This window comes from Pseudomonas sp. D5(2026), from assembly GCF_057766845.1.
Window position 1 is genome coordinate 657,134 of the sequence record NZ_CM173421.1, and the last position, 17,792, is coordinate 674,925.

Consider the following 17,792-nt stretch of genomic DNA (forward strand, 5'->3'; position numbering starts at 1 on the left):
ATGTTGAAGATTTTTTTGTTACGAGTTCGGGAAGACCTTGTCGGCTTCTTTCCGTAACGCGATGCAAAACTCATCGTACTTTATAGGGTCGAGAAATTCTTCAATGAATTGTGAGATTTTTTCAGTGCTTGAAAGTACGGAGCCTCTTTTTAAGGTTGCTCTTTCTACTTCGTGTAACCATTTTGCATCGTCAATATGTGAAAAATGATCTGGAAGTTCAGGGAATCGCTCTTTATTGGAATATATGCGTTCAATGTCTAACATCGCGATGAAACTAGGCTTCAGATGTATTACGTGAACTTTGTTCAGTTCGTTCAGCCGCGCAGAAGCACGCTTGGCGTGTGTGTCGTTATCAAGGACGAATATAGCGTGCTTTTTACTTTCTCGCAAAAGCTCAAGTAGTTTTGTGGACTGATATAGACCGCCAAGTGCAACGGCATTCACTGTTCCGACATTTATTTTCTCGGAAAGGTTATGTTTGCTCAAAAAATGGTCGACGAAAATCTCGTCTACCTTCCCCTCCACAAAAAGGGTGAGCTCTGATGTTTCTCGCTCAACTTTTGGGTCGGTGGCTTCTGTTATGTCAGCGGTCTTCTTCCGTTCGTCTTCGGCGCTTTTTAATAGCTTGGCTGCGCCTGGGATTTTCGCTGCGCGAGGAAACAATGGCAACCAGCCCTTGCTGTTACTCCATATTATAGGTAAAGATGTGTTGGGAGTGTTATGGTCGAAAACTAAGAGTCCACCTAACTCTGCAAACCCTAAGCTTGAGGTGGAGATTGTCCTGCAGTAACGCTTTATACTATCGAGCGCCGTACTTCGTTCGGACATAGGCATTCCATGGTAAAATACAGCATCCAAGTTCGCCACGGTGTCTTTGACGTTGTATTCTAGTGCCGTTACTACGGAAGCCCCTGTTTCGTCCATTACATATTTTATTCCGTCATCGTATCCAGCAACTGTAAGGACAAAAATATTTCTTGAGCGCGAGAGTGAGTAGACCTCTTCAGCTACCCGGCTTACTTCTTTGGCAATGGTTTTCCCTGAGCCAATAACGTCGTCAACCAATACAATATTTTCTATTTTTGAAAGATCTAGTTTGTCTTCTTCATCACTAGAAACAAAGCTGTCCTCTGAGATCCCAGCAGTTACCCTGTAATGATATGCAATTAATGCACCGCTTTTTGCTGAGCTACCTACAGCTGCGAATAGAGTGTTATTCCCCTTCATGGGGAATCCTTTTTCTGCGATTTTTCTCACGAGTTTGGTGTGAGCAATTTCTAGTGAGGCCCTTATTTGTGCTGAACCCAGAACATCAAGATGCTCTATGATTTTAACAGCTAAGTTGTGATCTTCTTTGTCAAACTGAAGAACCCATTTTATCGCGTGATCCAAAGATACTTGAATCGGCCATTTTGTTATCGCTCTGTCAATTCTGTCGATAAGGCTGCGTAGGTTAGATGGTAGGGCGGTTATCATTGTAAGTCTCTGCTTCCTATGTTGTGGTGTAAAGCGATCCGTGCTCTTAATTATCGCAGTTCTTTTCTAATTAAATCATGCTCCGGGTCCTGTCGTAATTATATCGGGACTCTGTGGTGGGGCTCTGTGCTCATTATGAGTGTATAGCTGTACCCAGCCTGCTTTAACAGGAGAGTAATGTAAAAACCTCCGTCCCATTTATCGCAGGGGCTATGTGCAAACTGTCTTTAACCGGTTTGCATGCTCTTCAAGCTTGCGGATAAGATCGGTAATGCCTAATTCTCTATTAAGTACAACCTTGCGCCAAGAATTGCCCTGACGCTTGCCAAAGCGGTAGTCAAAAATCTTGAGATACTCTCGCAGTTTCTCCCCCTCAGTATCAGACTTCGCATGCCCCATATCGAGAATTAGCGCTACATCATATTTCGTCTTAGTACTATCCGAGTAACTCACATGGAGGTAAACTGGCCACCAGTTTTCTCCTGCGAATTTTTCCCATCCTGGCGGACATAAGTCCAACCAGGCACGGGCATGCTCAATGTGGTCGCGAGTAAAACCTAGGACCCTGCTCACTAAGGTTTCTTTTATGGACGCCATGCCTTGGGTCTCACGAAGCAAAGAGAATGCGGCTTTATTCTGCAGCATGAAGATCATGTGGCTGGAGCTTCCGTCCTGCAGCCAACACTTTTCTAAGCGTCCAATCGTAGTTTCCAGCATAAACCGAATGGCAAGGCCATGCAGTTGATGCAAATCCGCAGCTAAAGAGATAGCTCTTTGGCTCGACGGGCTTTCCCAATCCGTCTGCCGATTGCAATAGCTCACTACTAACTTAGCTGCCGCGTTGCCACGCTCCACGTGCAGCAGCGCGCGATCGGCCGATGCTTTCAGCCAATCGTACCCCAAATGCAACCAGTAGCCATTGGAAGGACGTTCAGACCAGTCGCCGCCTGTGAAATCTCTATCCAGCGCAATGAAGACACTACTGTATTCCTTCAATTGGGGATTGCTGGCTACGGCCTCTTGCCAACTTGCTCGGTAGCCGTCAAGCTGATATTGGCTGTGAGCGGTGCCTGCCTTGTTCTCGATCAGCAGTACGAACCGGTTATCCGGGTCGATGACGAATAAATCAACACGCTCAGCCGCCTTCAGCCCTAGCTCGCGGGCAGTAAAAACGCTGCCAAAACTGGCAGTTCGGATTCGGGAAGGCGGCCATTCGGTGAAGAAACGGGAGGTGGTGCTTCTACCGTCCAGACCGCATTCCGCAACTGCCTGAGTGGCACTCATCAGGAGATCTCGAACGATTTGATCACCTTGGCCATGTCCTTCACGGGGATCGAACAGCCAAGCCAGGAAATCCGAGTGCTGATTCTCACTCAAATTTATCACGTCGAGAATGTCATCACCGATTTTCAGAATTTCACAGAGCTCTGAGAGCTTGGGGTCACAAAGAAACGTTTCTACCGCTTCGGTTGTTGCGTCCATTCGGTAATTCTCGCTGCGAAGATGGGGTGGGAGGTGCTGCGATTGAGTCGGCTGGCAAGCAGCAAGCGCAAACGCCGAACCGAGAAATGGCAAAATGATGCCAATCCATGCGGTCAAGGGCAAGAGCCAATGGAAAGCATTATGCGTCAGCTTCGTCTAGAAGTTCTATTCCGAGTTTTTAATGCCATTCATATCGACGAATTAATATTACTAACAACCATGCCTAGCCACCGACTGGCCACTTCGCTTCGATAGTACTAAGTGGTGGCAGGACTGCTATCGACCCATTGCTGATGCTTAGGTTTGCCTACAGAGTATGGCGATTTAAATAAAAACTCAGGACGCATGCGAAACACGTGTACATAACGTTTGAGTTTATCTACAGTCAGAAGGCTAGCTGAAGAAACGGTTAGTGGTCAGCGTCAAAGATGCTCGTCCAGAAGTTCGCGAAGCCCAGAGAGTTGTGCGCCAACGTCTTTTATGTCCAGTCTCTCCCACTCCGCATGAAGAGCGTGGTTGCGAATCGCCGCATATGACTTCAATCGCTTTGCTTTTACCTGTGTAAATACGCTGCGTTTCGTCAGTTCATCAATTAGAGGTTCGAGAGACACACCATTAACCGCAATCTCATACTTTCGAGCTATGCGCTTTATAGTGTCTTCAAGCACCGCAGAAGATAGGACAGCAGCTTCGCTGAGCTTGCCTGCCTTGTGATACAGCGTCGCTTGATCAAGGAAGTCATCAAACGCTGAGGCTACTACTTGGTCCTCAAGCTTGATCAGCAACCCTGCCTGCGCTTCATGTCGCACCGATTGAAGTAGGCCCAGAAGTTTTTCGATGGAGGATTTAGGGAAGCCACCTTTGAGCTGCTCATCCTCGACGATCCTTTGCAACTCTGCCATGTAAAAGCTGCTAGGCGGGGCGACTTGGTGTATCGCGTTAGCCGCGGACGAGAACCAACTCTGCGCCTCCACGACGTCTCTCATCCAGTAGTCTTGGGATGAATGTGACCGGGAGACAGCATTGCCCCGTGAAATCAGTTCATCGATGCGTTTGAGTACGTGATCCTGCATGGTGAATTGTCCCTGTAGTTGTATTACATTGAAGGACTGACAGTGGTTCAGTGTCAGCATGCACCGTTTGTGTTCATTTTCTGCAGCCGCCCGCCTAGAACTCCTAGCAGGGAGCGGTAGCCTTCGCTGAAGGCGAAGAGTTCCTGATTTGATTCCACCGAAAGCCATAACTAGCTGATTTTTTTATAGATACCCTATGAGGTATATCAAAAAATCCACCAAATTCCAGCCCCGCGAAAACCGGGCCCTCACGTCCAACAACCGTCTGTCTGTCTCCGCACCAGAATCAGTTGGCCTATGGCGATTTCTCGCTACCTGGCACCAATAGAAGCCCGCCTTGTGCGGGCTTTTTTGTTCCCGCTGTCCCGTTCTCAAACCGCTAGGTCGTGCCTAGTCCTAAATCCGCGTTGCTCGTAGGAATCGTCTCGTTAGCTGCTCGAGGCCTCATTTGCCCCTTCTTAGCTGTTAGGTTCTTTCGCTCCTACAGTTCGCAAGGGACTCTGAAATGCGCGTCAGTCTGGATGGGCTTGGCCAAGCAGTAGACGGTGATGTGACCACCACAGGTGCGATTTGCATCGCCACCGGGGAAGGTTACCTCGACGAGGGACGAATGGTCCTGAGGATGGGGGATCCCACCACACCTTGTCCACTTTGCGGGCTGGAAGGAAAGGTCGTCGAAGGGGTGTGGCACTTCATCTCGGATGGCCAGCCAGTCGCGATGGATGGCGCGTTAGTTGATTGCGGTTGCCCAGAGGGTAGCAACCGGGTGGTGGCGCCTTTAGGGGAAATGCCCCCGCCGCGGCTGCCGGTTGCCGTACGCACTGGCCTCACACCCGCTGGCCCTGGGAGCTCTAGCGTTTTGGCAGGGGCTTCGCACGCCATGGTTGGCGGATTGCCTGGGCAGATGCAGCCGGGATTCTATGTGGTGCCCCGGAGCATGTCGTTCCCGCAGATTCTGTTGGAGCTGGCTAGCCATGATTCGACCTTGCCCATTTCGTACCTGCAACGCCTGAACCCGACTTTCGAGCAGGGGTTCAAGGCAGGGGAAATCTTCGTCATCGGCGATCCGGATAACGGTTATGCCTGCACCCAGGAGGAGGGCCAACTCATGGCGGCCGCCGAGCGCGCGCGACGTTCCTTGGCTGTACTCGATTTTGCCGAGTCAGATTTCATGATGGAGTATCAGGCTGAAATTGCCGGACTGCTTAGTGACGCCAGTCTCTCCATGGGTGTGGGTAAGGACATGATGGACCACGGCCTCCGGCAGCTTCGCAGCACACTTGGCAACATCGAGCGTTTGCATCAGCAAGAATTTCTGCGCCATGGCCATCTGAATAGTCCATCGTTCTTCGCCGAACGACGGCTGTTATTGGAGCAGCTAGATGGTCAGTTGAAAGCGACTTTTCTAAATAAACATCTGAATCTAGGGGCCTACGAGCGGCTGAAGAAAAGCTTGAATATCTCGACCAAGAGCCTTGTGCATCATTGGTCGAAAGCCGGCGGGCCAGGGCAGATTCCTGGGTACGCCACGTACTTGGACAAAGTGGCGAAGCTTAGTAAGTACCTTCGGTATGGTGGGCATGTCGGAATTGGCTTAGGTGGTACATCTTCCTATCTGAAAGTCCAAGAGGCCTGCCGTGCAGGGGAAACCGAAGCCTGCAAAAAAATTCGTTTGTCTGAGGCAGGTGCTTTCACTGGGGGGCTGGCGGGAGGGATCGTGGGTGGCAAGATTGCTGGGATCACTGCGCTCGCTGTATGTGGGGTGTTCTCTGCTGGTACCGCGGGTTTCGGGGCGCCGGTATGTGGCATTGCGCTGGTCGGGGGAGGGGCTTTTGCTGGGAGCATCGCCGGTGCGGAGGGCGGTGAGCAAATGGGCGAGCTGATCTACGAATCACATTATGACTGAGTTCGAGAGTTGGCCCGTGTGGCTGAAGTGGATAATGCTGGCGTGTCCGTTCGTGATCGCGTTGGCCGGTTGTGCGGTCAGTGCATTCATCGCGGGTACAAGAAATTTCACGGTTGCAACCTCGGCTATCCAAAGTCATCCCGGCCTGGAGCAAATGAAACTGTTTTTGGGCACGCGGCGCTTTGGCGCTCGGTGGCTGCTGATAACGTTTCTTTGTGGAATACTCACTTGGCCTGGCGTACATATGCGCCGAGGGCATCTGGACATCGAAGAACTAGAAAACTTCCCTGCAAAACTTAAGTTGGCTCTACAGGTATCCACGTGGCTGACGGCCTTTGGCTTCGCTTGGATGTGGGTGACCTATGGATTCATCAAGGCGTGAACGTTGATGCCACGGCGGTCGTAGCTCTCACTGGATCCTTCGCAAGTCCCGATTCGATTCCACTGAAAGCCATAAATAGCTGATTTGTTTATAGATACCCTATGAGGTACGTCTATAAATCCACCAAATTCCAGCCCCGTGAAAACCGGGCCCTGACGCCCAACAACCGTCCGTCTGTCTCCGCACCAGTAAATTCAAGGGTTACAGATGTTTTCCTGTGATCAATATGTCGCTCGTGACAACAGGGTGACAGCAAAAAAGCCCCGCATACCTCATTGGATGCGGGGCTTTTTCGTTTAAACGGATATACCTCAAATGGCAACGCACGATAGGTTCACTGAGCACTTCTATCAGACCGCTGAGGAGCTCTGGCAGGCGCTTTCACCCACACGGGTGCCGACACGATTGCTTGATTGGAGGACTAGATCATTCACCGCTGCCTATTTTGCGGCCAGCAGTGCCATCGCTCGTTTCAGTGAGTGGGGGGCAGATGGTCAGAAAAAATGGGCACCCGAAGCACGTTAAGTAAGTGCCATTCGGGTCTGTCCCCCTTTTGGCTCAAACGCCTGGAGTCCGAACGTTTCAAAACTTCACCCGATCCGACTGACGTCGCCATCGTCCTGACCGTTCAGGAGCTGAACTGAAACTGGCTGCTCGATGGCTTCGACCTCTGGCGCAACCGTCCGCATCAGGTTTTGACGCCTCGATACGTCGCCTGATTCGGTATAATCCGCGGCATGATTTCCATGCCCGAAAACCTCCCTGACGATCCTGTTCTGCTCAAGCAACTGCTTGGCCAGATGATCAACGAGCGCGCGTCCGACAAGGGCAAGATCGTTCATCTCGAAGAGGAAGTTGCGCTGTTGCGCCAGCGCTTGTTCGGGCGCAAGACCGAGCAGACTGGCGATGCGGCGACACCGCAGTTGCCACTCTTCGACGAAGCGGAAAGCCTGGCCGAGCCCTTGGATGAGGCTGACGACGAAGAAGTCGTTGCGCCGACCAAACGCCGTGGCAAGTGCAAGCCGCTGCCGGCTGATTTGCCGCGTATCGAAGTTGTCCACGAACTGCCCGAGCATGAACTGACCTGCGCTTGTGGCTGCCGCAAACATGCCATCGGTGAAGAAGTCAGCGAACAGCTTGAAATCGTCCCGATGCAGATTCGCGTCATCAAGCATGTTCGCAAGGTGTACGGCTGCCGGGACTGCGAGTCAGTGCCCGTAACCGCGGACAAGCCCGCCCAGATGATCGAGAAAAGCATGACCAGCCCGAGTGTGCTGGCCATGCTGCTGACCACCAAATACGTAGACGGCTTGCCGCTTCACCGCTTCGAAAAAGTGCTGGGGCGTCACGGTATCGATATCCCGCGCCAAACCCTGGCACGCTGGGTGATTCAATGCAGCGAGCACTTTCAGCAGCTGCTGAATCTGATGCGCGAAAGCCTGTTGAACAGTCGGATCATCCACTGTGATGAAACACGTGTGCAGGTGTTGAAAGAGCCTGGTCGTGAGCTCAGCAGCCAATCCTGGATGTGGGTGCAAACCGGCGGCCCAGCTGATCGTCCGGTGATCCTTTTCGACTACACCACCAGCCGAGCGCAGGAGGTGCCTGTGCGCCTGCTGGATGGCTTTCGCGGCTATGTCATGACCGACGACTACGCCGGTTACAACGCGCTAGCCGCACAGGACGGCGTGGAGCGATTGGGCTGCTGGGCTCACGCGCGCCGCAAGTTCGTCGAAGCGCAGAAAGTACAGCCCAAGGGCAAAACAGGACGCGCTGACATCGCATTGAACCTGATCAATAAGCTCTATGGCGTCGAGCGCGACTTGAAGGACAGTGACGACGAAGATCGTAAGGTTGCCCGCATGAAGCGCAGCCTGCCATTGCTGACTCAGCTGAAAAACTGGGTAGAGAAAACGCAACCTCAGGTCACGACGCAGAATGCCTTGGGCAAGGCCATCGGTTACTTGGCCAGCAACTGGAGCAAATTGGAACGCTACGTCGAGCACGGCTACTTGCCGATGGACAACAACGCGGCTGAGCGTGCGATCCGCCCGTTTGTCATCGGGAGAAAGAACTGGTTGTTCAGTGACACGCCCAAAGGTGCCACTGCCAGCGCACAACTTTACAGCTTGGTAGAAACGGCCAAAGCCAACAGCCAAGAACCCTATGCGTGACTGCGCCACGCACTGGAACGCCTGCCGCAGGCGTGCTCAGTCGAAGACTACGAAGCGCTACTGCCATGGAATTGCACACCTCACATACACAGCTAGGTGCGCTGCCCATCTTTGGTTAGGTGGGGTTTATGGAGCGCTTACGAAGATATTCCAAGATGAGCTTTTTGGGTCGGAGTGTCTTTCGGAAAACGGCCGTAATGGGTCGATGGCTGCAAGTTACGGTGAGCGATCCGACCCAAAGCTGACGGTGGCTATAGGCAGAAATTAGCGATGAACCAGGCAAGACTCGCAAGCGTTAGGCGATCCATTTTTAAAAAGCACAGGCCTGCTATATGGGTGCTCTGTTCGCTGTATCTTCGACCTAGGTAGGGGCAAAGTGCTATTATCGCCCGTGAATGGACCTGGCGTTGCTTGTCGCGCCTTAAGTTCAGCCCCTAAAATGCTAAATGACTGAATATCATGACTGAACTTTTGATCGAAGAAATCTTAGGAAAGCCAGCAGTAATTTTTCCTCCAATTTTTCAAAAAGTCTTAGAGGAAGCGTATGATACACCATATGTGTTCATGGATTGTGACGCGTTCAATCAACTGAAAGATGCGGTTACAGTAAAACAAACCTATTGGTTAGAAATGTTGTACAGGGCTCATTGGGCTGCCACCTCAAATCTCGTCAGGCACACTAAGTGGTTGGAGGGCTGTATCGGTAGCGCGACTACTTCTCCTAATTTCATGTCTTTTTGCTCTAATCTGAGAGGGTTGCTCGAGTCAGCAACAGATGCATACTCTGCATTAGGAGATGTGGCGGAAACGCTGGCAAATGCAACTAGTTTTATTGACGACGCATTGGCACTCAACCCAAACGGAATGTGGGCGGCGAGCGATGAGTTGGAAAAACAGCTGATTCATTTTAGCTTCGCTCGCAAGCTTAAAAAAAACGAGAATGCCCCTGTTGAGCACAGAGCGAAAAGCGTAAATGACTACATTATGGAACTCGATGGACCTGAGTTGCCGCTGCGAGAGCTTTATTCTGAGTTATGTCAAGTGGTCCACCCCGCGTTCCAAGCAACTTCTTGGCTGATTGACGGTAAAGATAATGGTTTTTGGATTGCGGCACCTGATGACATGTCTGCAATTCAGGAAATGTGCAACCGCTATGCCAACTGCATTGAGTTCATTCAGCTGGCTTCTGCGAATACGAGCCTCCTAATATATAAAGCCATCAATAGTTTTGATTGCAAGGAGCTTCATAATGTTGCTGCTGAAAAGTTAAACATGTCGAACAACCCAGCGTTTCAACGCATGCAGCTCACGACAAAATTGCAACGGGACACCAAACAACCTCACCCGAATACGATTTTCGAGCGTATGTAATAGTCTGAATGCATCTTAGTAGCCTAATTGTGTAATGGATTTCCATACTCGCCTGGGTAGCAATTTTCCACCTTCACTGGTGAAGATACTCTTGTAATAGTTCTCGTCATAACGCCAGCTCTAAGGGGGCTGGCTTTCTCGTCCCAGATAGCGAAATGAACGATCTGTACCCTTGTTATGTATTAGGTTTTTCCCCATGCTCAAATCGGGCTTCCATCGAACTGCTTCACCACCGCATCACTCGTGACGGCGAAATTCTGTAAGCGCTCCATGAACCCCACATTCAAAGCGCTTACCTGATCCTCGATGCTGTGCTCCCGATTTCTTTCTGGAGCTCGCCGACCATGATGCGACCCGACGCCAAAGTCGAAAAAGTGTACCTCTACCCCAAGCCCGTCGACTTTCGAAAATCCATCGATGGCCTGGCCGCGCTGGTCGAACTCGATATCAAGGTGGCGGTGTTCGACCCAGTGCTTTTCGTCTTCCTCAACAAGCCTCGCAATCGCGTGAAAATCCTTTATTGGGAGCGAAACGGCTTCTGCCTCTGGCTCAAACGCCTGGAGTCCGAACGTTTCAAAACTTCACCCGATCCGACTGACGTCGCCATCGTCCTGACCGTTCAGGAACTGAACTGGCTGCTCGATGGCTTCGACCTCTGGCGCAACCGTCCGCATCAGGTTTTGACGCCTCGATACGTCGCCTGATTCGGTATAATCCGCGGCATGATTTCCATGCCCGAAAACCTCCCTGACGATCCTGTTCTGCTCAAGCAACTGCTTGAGCAGATGATCAACGAGCGCGCGTCCGACAAGGGCAAGATCGTTCATCTCGAAGAGGAAGTTGCGCTGTTGCGCCAGCGCTTGTTCGGGCGCAAGACCGAGCAGACTGGCGATGCGGCGACACCACAGTTGCCACTCTTCGACGAAGCGGAAAGCCTGGCCGAGCCCTTGGATGAGGCTGACGACGAAGAAGTCGTTGCGCCAACCAAACGCCGTGGCAAGCGCAAGCCGCTGCCAGCTGATTTGCCGCGTATCGAAGTTGTCCACGAACTGCCCGAGCATGAACTGACCTGCGCTTGTGGCTGCCGTAAACATGCCATCGGTGAAGAAGTCAGCGAACAACTTGAAATCGTCCCGATGCAGATTCGCGTCATCAAACATGTTCGCATGGTGTACGGCTGCCGGGACTGCGAGTCAGCGCCCGTAACGGCGGACAAGCCCGCCCAGATGATCGAGAAAAGCATGGCCAGCCCGAGTGTGCTGGCCATGCTGCTGACCACCAAATACGTAGACGGCTTGCCGCTTCACCGCTTCGAAAAAGTGCTGGGGCGTCACGGTATCGATATCCCGCGCCAGACCCTGGCACGCTGGGTGATTCAATGCAGCGAGCACTTTCAGCCGCTGCTGAATCTGATGCGCGAAAGCCTGTTGAACAGTCGGATCATCCACTGTGATGAAACACGTGTGCAGGTGTTGAAAGAGCCTGGTCGTGAGCCCAGCAGCCAATCCTGGATGTGGGTGCAAACCGGCGGCCCACCTGATCGCCCGGTGATCCTTTTCGACTACACCACCAGCCGAGCGCAGGAGGTGCCGGTGCGCCTGCTGGACGGCTATCGCGGCTATGTCATGACCGACGACTACGCCGGTTACAACGCGCTGGCCGCACAGGACGGGCTGGAGCGATTGGGCTGCTGGGCGCACGCGCGCCGCAAGTTCGTCGAAGCGCAGAAAGTACAGCCCAAGGGCAAAACAGGACGCGCTGACATCGCATTGAACCTGATCAATAAGCTCTATTGCGTCGAGCGCGACTTGAAGGACAGTGACGACGAAGATCGTAAGGTTGCCCGCATGGAGCGCAGCCTGCCATTACTGACTCAGCTGAAAAACTGGGTAGAGAAAACGCAACCTCAGGTCACGACGCAGAATGCCTTGGGCAAGGCCATCGGTTACTTGGCCAGCAACTGGAGCAAATTGGAGCGCTACGTCGAGCACGGCTACTTGCCGATGGACAACAACGCGGCCGAGCGCGCGATCCGCCCGTTTGTCATCGGCAGAAAGAACTGGTTGTTCAGTGACACGCCCAGAGGGGCGACGGCCAGTGCGCAACTTTACAGCCTGGTCGAGACGGCCAAAGCCAACGGCCAAGAGCCCTATGCGTGGCTGCGCCACGCACTAGAGCGCCTGCCGCAGGCGTCCTCCGTGGAAGACTACGAAGCGCTGCTGCCGTGGAATTGCAAGCCTAAAATACATAGTTAAGTGCTACCCCCATCGTGGGTCAGATGGGGCCTACGAAGCGCTGAAGGACAAGAGCGGGGTGACGACCATGGAATACGACGAAAAACTGATTGAAGACGCAGTGCTTGCCTTGTTGGCAGCCTATAGCTCCGACAAAGGTAACGCGTGGAAAGGATTTGACTTCGAGATCATGAATCGACTGCATGAACAGGGTTTCATCAGTGATCCAGTTAATAGAAACAAATCCATCTGGTTGACGGCGGAGGGGCTGGAGCGAGGCCGACAGCTAGCTGACCAGTTGTTCGGGTTGAAGAGTCAAGCGGGGCAGGTGCCCGACTCGAATACCTGATTTTCCCGTCCTTCATGTAACGGGTTGGGTTTATGGATCGCTTACGAAATTCATCGCCTGATGGTCACGTGGCACGGTAGGGGCCGATGATGCAGGGCGCACCACACTCCATTTCGTAGAGAGTTGGTTGTCGGGGGCCACTGGACGGTGGAGAATCCAGCTACGTTGAAGTCGAACCCACGGCTGCTCAGGCAGATGAGCGATTAATCCCTAGCAGATTGCTATAGACGCAGAAGCCATTGGTTTTTATGGGTTGTCATCCAATTCGGCGCGATTCGTACGTCATTCGTAGACGTTTCCTACAAGTTATCCTATTGCCCGACCAACCAATGTGAGGCTAAATCTCTCCGTCACGGTAAATCCCGTGACCGGGCGTAGGAACCCGTTGGTAAACTTGGCGCACGCACTAGGCGCCCCTGCACCACAGCTGGCGCTTTTTTTGCGTCTGCCGCGCTGTGTCATGGCGGCTGTGTGTGGGCAGGCTTCGGCCTGGCCGGGTTTCCAAGTTTCCCGGTATTCCTACCCCGCACACAGCTGCCACCCAATCCCGTAGGAAGGATCGTGGCAGCTCCAACTAAAACTTGGAGCCTCATGCATGCTTATCTCAAGTCCAAGCAGGACCCTCGCATCCGTTCTCCTCCGCCGTTCCGAAATGGCCCTCAGCTACTTCACCCCCAACCAACCCCGCTCCGTCTCCGTCCAACCGGAGGCCCGCCATGACTGACCAAGAACGCCTCTCCACCATCCAAAGCTACGCCTGGACCCTAGAACTGCTAGGCGAGGCCCTGGTCCAGCACGACGAAATGCTCGAGTGCGAACACAACCCGCGGCTGAGTTTTCGCAACACGGCCGGTATCCACCAGGCGATCCGGATCATCAGCCGATTGGCCAGTGAGCAGTGTGGGAAGGTGATGGAGCAGGGTGGGTAGGACCCGGCTGATTAGCGGGCACCGCGGAAGATGGCATGGCACTGCGGTGTGGATGCATGAACGGCTGCTTTGCAGCCCTTGGACATGCAACACAAAAGCAGCCCCTTCTGCGGGGATGGTAGCAACTGCCTCAAGTTGAGTAGAACGCTCGCGCCTCTGTAGTGCATGGTAATCAGGCAAAGCGCACTTAATGCGCTTTGCCCTGACCATTTGCCTGGCCATGTGCCAACTACCGAGGATTCTGCATGGATCAAAACAGAGACAGCCTGAAAACCACCAACCCTATCGCCGGGCTGCCGGGCGCGGTATTCGAAAAGGCGTGGGAAGTACGCTGGGCATTGAAGCTGGCCTATGTAGGCTTTTTCATCGATATCGCGCTCATGCACTCACTGGGTACAACCTTGCTGGATTTCTCGGGGGACATGGCGATCGTCTGGGAAAATGTCGGGCGTATATTCGTGGGCATCATGCTCTTCTGCCTGGTGGTGTCGGTGGTAATCCCGGTGCTGGCGCGGGTGGCGGCGATCATGGGCAGCTTTATTCCGTGGCAGCGGCTTCAGGGCCCGCGAGATTATTCGCTGTTTCCCAACTACGTGACCTTCAGTGCACTGCGAGAGCACAGCCTTCGTGAAGGCAACGAATTCCTCTACAACTATTGGAAACGCAGGACCACGCAGCGCGAGGAGTGGCGGCAACAGCGCTTCCAAGCCGGGGTACTGGTGTTCGGCCTGGTGCTGATGGCAATTGCAGATGCTGGGGTTAGTGCTCATTTCCAACTGCCCGGATTAATGGCCTATTTCACCTTTTGGTTTGGCTGGAAGGGCTATGCGCTACTGAGCATCGTCACCCTGTGCCTGCTGCACTGGGCGTGGTGGTCATCGGATGAGATCGGCCAGATCTACTATCCGCCCTTGGCCGAGAAGCTGAACAAAAACCAGTACTGACGTCGGTGTGAACCTGCTCTGCAGCTCATCGTGACCCAAGGTCCGCACCATCCGTGCAGACCTTGGGATGATCTAGGGCAGTTGTTGCAAGCCGCTTCAGCTCACAGCAAACGCCGTGTTCAGCAGCAACACCACGATCAAGCCAACCACCGCCACAATGGACTGCACCACCGAGATGGTCTTGGTGGCTTCGCCCATGGTCATGCCAAAGGATTCTTTCACCATCCAGAAGCCTGCATGGTTCGCATAGTTGAAGAACAGCGAACCGCAGCCGATGGACAAGGCCAGCAAAGGCAGGTTGAGGCTGGGGTCTGCACCTGCCAGAGGCGCCAGCAAGCCGGCAGCACCTACAATGCCGACCGTGGCGGAACCGGTAGACACCGAGAGCAACATCGCGATCAGCCACCCCAGGATCAGGGGAGGGAAGGCAGATTGCTGGGTCAGGTGCACAATGGCATCGCCAACCTTGGCGCTGGTCAGCATCTCCTGGAAGGCACCGCCACCGGCAATGATCATGATGATCGAGGCAATTGGCTTGAGGCTTTTGCCCAGTGCATCGCGCAGCTGTTCGGCGTCGCCGCCGCGCGCAAGCACCAGGCTGGCGCCAGCGAACAGCACGCCCAGCAGCATGGCGATCAGCGGGTTGCCCAGGAAACTGGCCAGTTCCAGCAGCGCATTGCCTTTGGGCAGCAGCATCTCGGCGACGGCATGCACCAGCATCAGGATGGCCGGCAGCAATGCGGCCAGCATGCCGACCATTACCCCGGGGCGGGGTTGGCCATCGGCTTTTTCAGCCAGTGTGAACTGGTCCAGCAATGCCTGATCGGGCCGCGTACTCATGCGCGGTGAAATGAACATGCCGTACAGCGGGCCCCCCAGGATCATTGCCGGAATGGCGGCAAGGAAGCCATACAGCATGGTGGGCCCGACCGAGGTCTTGAGCACGGCAATGGCGGTCAGGGGGCCTGGGTGCGGCGGTACCATGCCGTGCATGGCGGCAAGCGCCGAAATGACCGGCACACCTACATACACATACGCCGAACCTTTGAAGCGCGCCTTGCTTTCCAGTTTGCGCGCCACGCTGAATATCAGCGGCAGCATGATCACCAGGCCGACTTCGAAAAACATGGGGATGCCAATGACAAAGGCAACCAGCATCATGGCCCAAGGGATCATGCGGTCGGAGGTGCGCTTGAGGATGACATCCGCGACCTGTTCCGTGACGCCAGCGTCAGCCAGGATCTTGCCGAGCATCGCACCCAGCGCGATCACCACCCCCACTGCGCCCAGTGTCTTGCCGGCGCCGGTGAGCAGGTGGGCGACGATGCTGCCTGGCGCCATATGCGTCGCGAAGCCCACGCCAATGGACACCACCAGCAAGGCCAGCAGCGGATGCATTTTCAGGCGCGAAACGATGAGCGCCACCAGCACCAGAACACTGGCCAGTGCCGTCAGTAATAGCTGTATATCTAAGGGGGTCATTCAAGGAGTCTCGGTTGGGCTGGCGCTCGGGCTGCACTCAGGGTTTGAAGGCGTGACGGGCGTTTCCACGGGGCATGCCCAGGTGGCTGCCGTTGGGCTGCTGCTACGGTTTCGAGGAAGGGGACGCGGCTTTGCGCTAGCTGCCGCTCACAGGCGGGCGCCTGGTAACGGAAGGTGGGCAGCAGGGAGGCGTGGCGCTGAGGCCGGTGGGCGGCGGTGTGGCGACGGGGCACTTGGGCAGCATAGTCATCGGTTGATTCACCTTGTTGTATGGTCATCTATATGAATCTGACCAAAGTATTTGCGCTGCCGTGGAATACTGTCAAGTGAAGGTCGTCGCATCGTCTTGGGTGGCCATTTAGCCCCGGCAGGCAATACTTCTCTTTATACGCAGGCGTGTTCCTGGTGGCGCGCGCCGCTGGGAGGTGTCTGGTGAACAAATTAACGATTGTGGGTGCCGGCCTGGTCGGCGAGGCGGCGGCGCAGATCATCGCCCGGGATGAGTTGTGCCGTGAGCTGGTGTTGATGGACGTGCAGGGTGAACTGGCGCAGGGCAAGGCGCTGGACGTTTGGCAGGCGGCTGTGGATTCAGGGTCCGATACCCATGTTCACGGCGGGGCCAAAGCCGAGATGCTGGAGGGGTCCGAGCTGGTGGTGATCACGGCGGGCGTGCCGCGCAAGCCCGGCCAGTCGCGCCAGGATGTATTGAGTACCAACCTGCCAATCCTCGACAGCATCATGGCGGATATCAAGCACCACGCGCCGACAGCGACGGTGCTGGTGGTGTCCAACCCGGTCGATGTGCTCACCTACCGCGCCTGGAGCGTGAGCGGTCAGGGGCGCGACAAGGTGTTCGGGCAGGCGGGGGTGCTGGATACCGCGCGCATGAAGTGCTTCATCGCCGAGCAAACCGGGTTTTCTGCACGGGATATCACGGCGTTGGTGCTGGGCGGGCATGGCGACAGCATGGTGCCGCTGATGCGCTACTGCCAGATTGGCTCGGTGCCATTGTCGCACTTCCTGTCCAGCGAGCAGATCGAACAGATTGTCGAGCGCACCCGTAAGGGCGGCGGCGAGATTCTGGGGTTGAAGAAGACGGGGAGCGCCTGCGATGCACCGGGCGTGGCCATTGCGCAGATGGTCGATGCGATCGCCAATGGGCGGAACCGTATTTTGCCGGCGGTGGCGATTCTTGAGGGCGAGTATGGGCGAACGGATATCGCCATGGGCGTGCCCTGCGTACTGGCAGAGAAGGGGCTTGCGCGGATTATCGAGTTGCCGCTGGATGCGCAGGAACAGGCGATGTTCGACCACTCTGCCGACCAGGTGGCGCGGGATATTGCAGAGATGAAGGCGTTGTAGAGCTTGAAGCGTCATGCATCGGGTGTGGCGGCTCGGGCAGTGGGGGAACACTTTGCCTCCGTACCTGTCACACCCGTTCATTGGGGTTCAGACCCACCATTACCAAGGAGAGGTAGGCATGGGCGGTGCAACATCGGGACGTACCACCTTGACCAACTTCACGTTCACCAAGTTTCTCGACCGCGCGAGTTGTAAGCTGCTGGAAGCCAGATGCTCGGGCCAGCATCTCAAGGAAGTATCGGAGTGAATGAAGTTGAGCCTGGGCTAATTGCGATTCTGATTCTTGCCCCCATGATGCTGGCGATGGTCGTACAGTGTTTCATCGCACATAAATACACTGAGTACTACGAGTCGTTGCTAACGCGCTGTAGCTTCGTGACCGGCAACAAAATCACGTTTCAACATGCAGGCCTTCTGGGCAAGGTCATGCGTACGGGGTTGATCTCCATGGTGCTGGCTATACCGAGCCTCTTCGTGCGCAGGGGGTTGATTGACTTCGATGAAGTCAAACGTTTCCCCTCAAGCATGAGACGACTGCTGGTGAGTCTGTTGGTCATTCACATCCTGCTGGCCACCGCGCTGATTATTTTCACTTACGCGTAGCCTGGCCGCTCCTGCATGGGGCGCG

15 protein-coding genes and 2 pseudogenes are annotated in these 17,792 nt (G+C 54.5%); 13 read left to right on the forward strand and 4 right to left on the reverse strand.

Annotated features, from left to right (window positions below; genetic code table 11):
* Window positions 1-18: 18 nt before the first annotated feature.
* The 3 genes from AC3B5Q_RS03085 to AC3B5Q_RS03095 form a co-directional block, all read right to left on the reverse strand.
* Window positions 19-1,476 carry a phosphoribosyltransferase-like protein gene (locus AC3B5Q_RS03085; RefSeq protein ID WP_488392822.1) on the reverse strand — a complete coding sequence of 486 codons (1,458 nt, stop codon included), beginning with the start codon at window positions 1,474-1,476 and terminating at the stop codon, window positions 19-21.
* A gap of 210 nt (window positions 1,477-1,686) precedes the next feature.
* Entirely contained in the window at window positions 1,687-3,075 is a 1,389-nt protein-coding gene (locus tag AC3B5Q_RS03090; protein WP_488392823.1) for a PDDEXK-like family protein, read from the reverse strand.
* A 305-nt stretch (window positions 3,076-3,380) separates the two neighbouring features.
* The gene (locus AC3B5Q_RS03095) at window positions 3,381-3,860 is read right to left on the reverse strand and encodes a hypothetical protein (protein WP_488392824.1); all 480 of its coding nucleotides are present in this window, start codon (window positions 3,858-3,860) and stop codon (window positions 3,381-3,383) included.
* A 676-nt stretch (window positions 3,861-4,536) separates the two neighbouring features.
* Here AC3B5Q_RS03095 and AC3B5Q_RS03100 point away from each other — a divergent pair.
* The 10 genes and pseudogenes from AC3B5Q_RS03100 to AC3B5Q_RS03145 all read left to right on the forward strand — a co-directional run bounded on the left by AC3B5Q_RS03100 (window position 4,537) and on the right by AC3B5Q_RS03145 (window position 14,320).
* On the forward strand, window positions 4,537-5,937 hold the full coding sequence (locus tag AC3B5Q_RS03100; RefSeq protein ID WP_274101951.1) for a PAAR domain-containing protein: 1,401 nt from the start codon (window positions 4,537-4,539) through the stop codon (window positions 5,935-5,937).
* Window positions 5,930-6,319 (forward strand): hypothetical protein, encoded by a 390-nt coding sequence (locus tag AC3B5Q_RS03105; RefSeq protein WP_274146617.1) that lies wholly within the window; start codon window positions 5,930-5,932, stop codon window positions 6,317-6,319. Before AC3B5Q_RS03100 ends, AC3B5Q_RS03105 begins: the two co-directional genes overlap by 8 nt.
* A gap of 315 nt (window positions 6,320-6,634) precedes the next feature.
* A complete protein-coding gene (locus tag AC3B5Q_RS03110) occupies window positions 6,635-6,844 on the forward strand; it encodes an FRG domain-containing protein (protein ID WP_488392825.1) in 210 nt (69 codons plus the stop codon).
* Window positions 6,845-7,056: 212 nt separating this feature from the next.
* Window positions 7,057-8,589, forward strand: a pseudogene (gene tnpC / locus AC3B5Q_RS03115) (IS66 family transposase).
* A 363-nt stretch (window positions 8,590-8,952) separates the two neighbouring features.
* Window positions 8,953-9,864: a hypothetical protein gene (locus tag AC3B5Q_RS03120; RefSeq protein WP_488392826.1), complete on the forward strand. Its 912-nt coding sequence runs from the start codon at window positions 8,953-8,955 to the stop codon at window positions 9,862-9,864.
* 344 nt (window positions 9,865-10,208) lie between these two features.
* Entirely contained in the window at window positions 10,209-10,568 is a 360-nt protein-coding gene (tnpB, locus tag AC3B5Q_RS03125) for an IS66 family insertion sequence element accessory protein TnpB (protein WP_010954006.1), read from the forward strand.
* An 18-nt stretch (window positions 10,569-10,586) separates the two neighbouring features.
* Entirely contained in the window at window positions 10,587-12,119 is a 1,533-nt protein-coding gene (locus tag AC3B5Q_RS03130) for an IS66-like element ISPpu13 family transposase (protein WP_488392827.1), read from the forward strand.
* A gap of 67 nt (window positions 12,120-12,186) precedes the next feature.
* Window positions 12,187-12,447 carry a DUF6429 family protein gene (locus AC3B5Q_RS03135; RefSeq protein ID WP_010954796.1) on the forward strand — a complete coding sequence of 87 codons (261 nt, stop codon included), beginning with the start codon at window positions 12,187-12,189 and terminating at the stop codon, window positions 12,445-12,447.
* A gap of 716 nt (window positions 12,448-13,163) precedes the next feature.
* Window positions 13,164-13,376 carry a hypothetical protein gene (locus AC3B5Q_RS03140; RefSeq protein WP_019750407.1) on the forward strand — a complete coding sequence of 71 codons (213 nt, stop codon included), beginning with the start codon at window positions 13,164-13,166 and terminating at the stop codon, window positions 13,374-13,376.
* Window positions 13,377-13,621: 245 nt separating this feature from the next.
* On the forward strand, window positions 13,622-14,320 hold the full coding sequence (locus AC3B5Q_RS03145) for a hypothetical protein (RefSeq protein WP_346649011.1): 699 nt from the start codon (window positions 13,622-13,624) through the stop codon (window positions 14,318-14,320).
* A 96-nt stretch (window positions 14,321-14,416) separates the two neighbouring features.
* Here the strand turns inward: AC3B5Q_RS03145 and AC3B5Q_RS03150 are convergent, their stop codons facing one another.
* Window positions 14,417-15,802: a GntP family permease gene (locus AC3B5Q_RS03150; RefSeq protein WP_488392828.1), complete on the reverse strand. Its 1,386-nt coding sequence runs from the start codon at window positions 15,800-15,802 to the stop codon at window positions 14,417-14,419.
* A gap of 432 nt (window positions 15,803-16,234) precedes the next feature.
* On the opposite strand from AC3B5Q_RS03150, the gene AC3B5Q_RS03155 reads away from it, so the two are divergent.
* From AC3B5Q_RS03155 to AC3B5Q_RS03165, 3 genes and pseudogenes are all read left to right on the forward strand, one after another.
* Window positions 16,235-17,164 (forward strand): malate dehydrogenase, encoded by a 930-nt coding sequence (locus AC3B5Q_RS03155; protein WP_049586352.1) that lies wholly within the window; start codon window positions 16,235-16,237, stop codon window positions 17,162-17,164.
* Between the two features lie 121 nt (window positions 17,165-17,285).
* Window positions 17,286-17,402 (forward strand): annotated as a pseudogene (locus AC3B5Q_RS03160) (type VI secretion system tube protein Hcp); the annotation flags it as partial.
* 5 nt (window positions 17,403-17,407) lie between these two features.
* Complete coding sequence (locus tag AC3B5Q_RS03165; RefSeq protein WP_020191670.1) at window positions 17,408-17,767, forward strand: hypothetical protein; 360 nt, start codon at window positions 17,408-17,410, stop codon at window positions 17,765-17,767.
* The last annotated feature ends 25 nt before the right edge of the window (window positions 17,768-17,792 follow it).

What these genes read in the sequence shown, in the direction of transcription:
- AC3B5Q_RS03085 (WP_488392822.1), bottom strand. Translation starts at nt 1,476, where the DNA reads ATGATAACCGCCCTACCATCTAACCTACGCAGCCTTATCGACAGAATT.
- AC3B5Q_RS03095 (WP_488392824.1), bottom strand. Translation starts at nt 3,860, where the DNA reads ATGGCAGAGTTGCAAAGGATCGTCGAGGATGAGCAGCTCAAAGGTGGC.
- AC3B5Q_RS03100 (WP_274101951.1), top strand. Translation starts at nt 4,537, where the DNA reads ATGCGCGTCAGTCTGGATGGGCTTGGCCAAGCAGTAGACGGTGATGTG.
- AC3B5Q_RS03105 (WP_274146617.1), top strand. Translation starts at nt 5,930, where the DNA reads ATGACTGAGTTCGAGAGTTGGCCCGTGTGGCTGAAGTGGATAATGCTG.
- AC3B5Q_RS03110 (WP_488392825.1), top strand. Translation starts at nt 6,635, where the DNA reads ATGGCAACGCACGATAGGTTCACTGAGCACTTCTATCAGACCGCTGAG.
- AC3B5Q_RS03120 (WP_488392826.1), top strand. Translation starts at nt 8,953, where the DNA reads ATGACTGAACTTTTGATCGAAGAAATCTTAGGAAAGCCAGCAGTAATT.
- tnpB (WP_010954006.1), top strand. Translation starts at nt 10,209, where the DNA reads ATGATGCGACCCGACGCCAAAGTCGAAAAAGTGTACCTCTACCCCAAG.
- AC3B5Q_RS03130 (WP_488392827.1), top strand. Translation starts at nt 10,587, where the DNA reads ATGATTTCCATGCCCGAAAACCTCCCTGACGATCCTGTTCTGCTCAAG.
- AC3B5Q_RS03135 (WP_010954796.1), top strand. Translation starts at nt 12,187, where the DNA reads ATGGAATACGACGAAAAACTGATTGAAGACGCAGTGCTTGCCTTGTTG.
- AC3B5Q_RS03140 (WP_019750407.1), top strand. Translation starts at nt 13,164, where the DNA reads ATGACTGACCAAGAACGCCTCTCCACCATCCAAAGCTACGCCTGGACC.
- AC3B5Q_RS03145 (WP_346649011.1), top strand. Translation starts at nt 13,622, where the DNA reads ATGGATCAAAACAGAGACAGCCTGAAAACCACCAACCCTATCGCCGGG.
- AC3B5Q_RS03150 (WP_488392828.1), bottom strand. Translation starts at nt 15,802, where the DNA reads ATGACCCCCTTAGATATACAGCTATTACTGACGGCACTGGCCAGTGTT.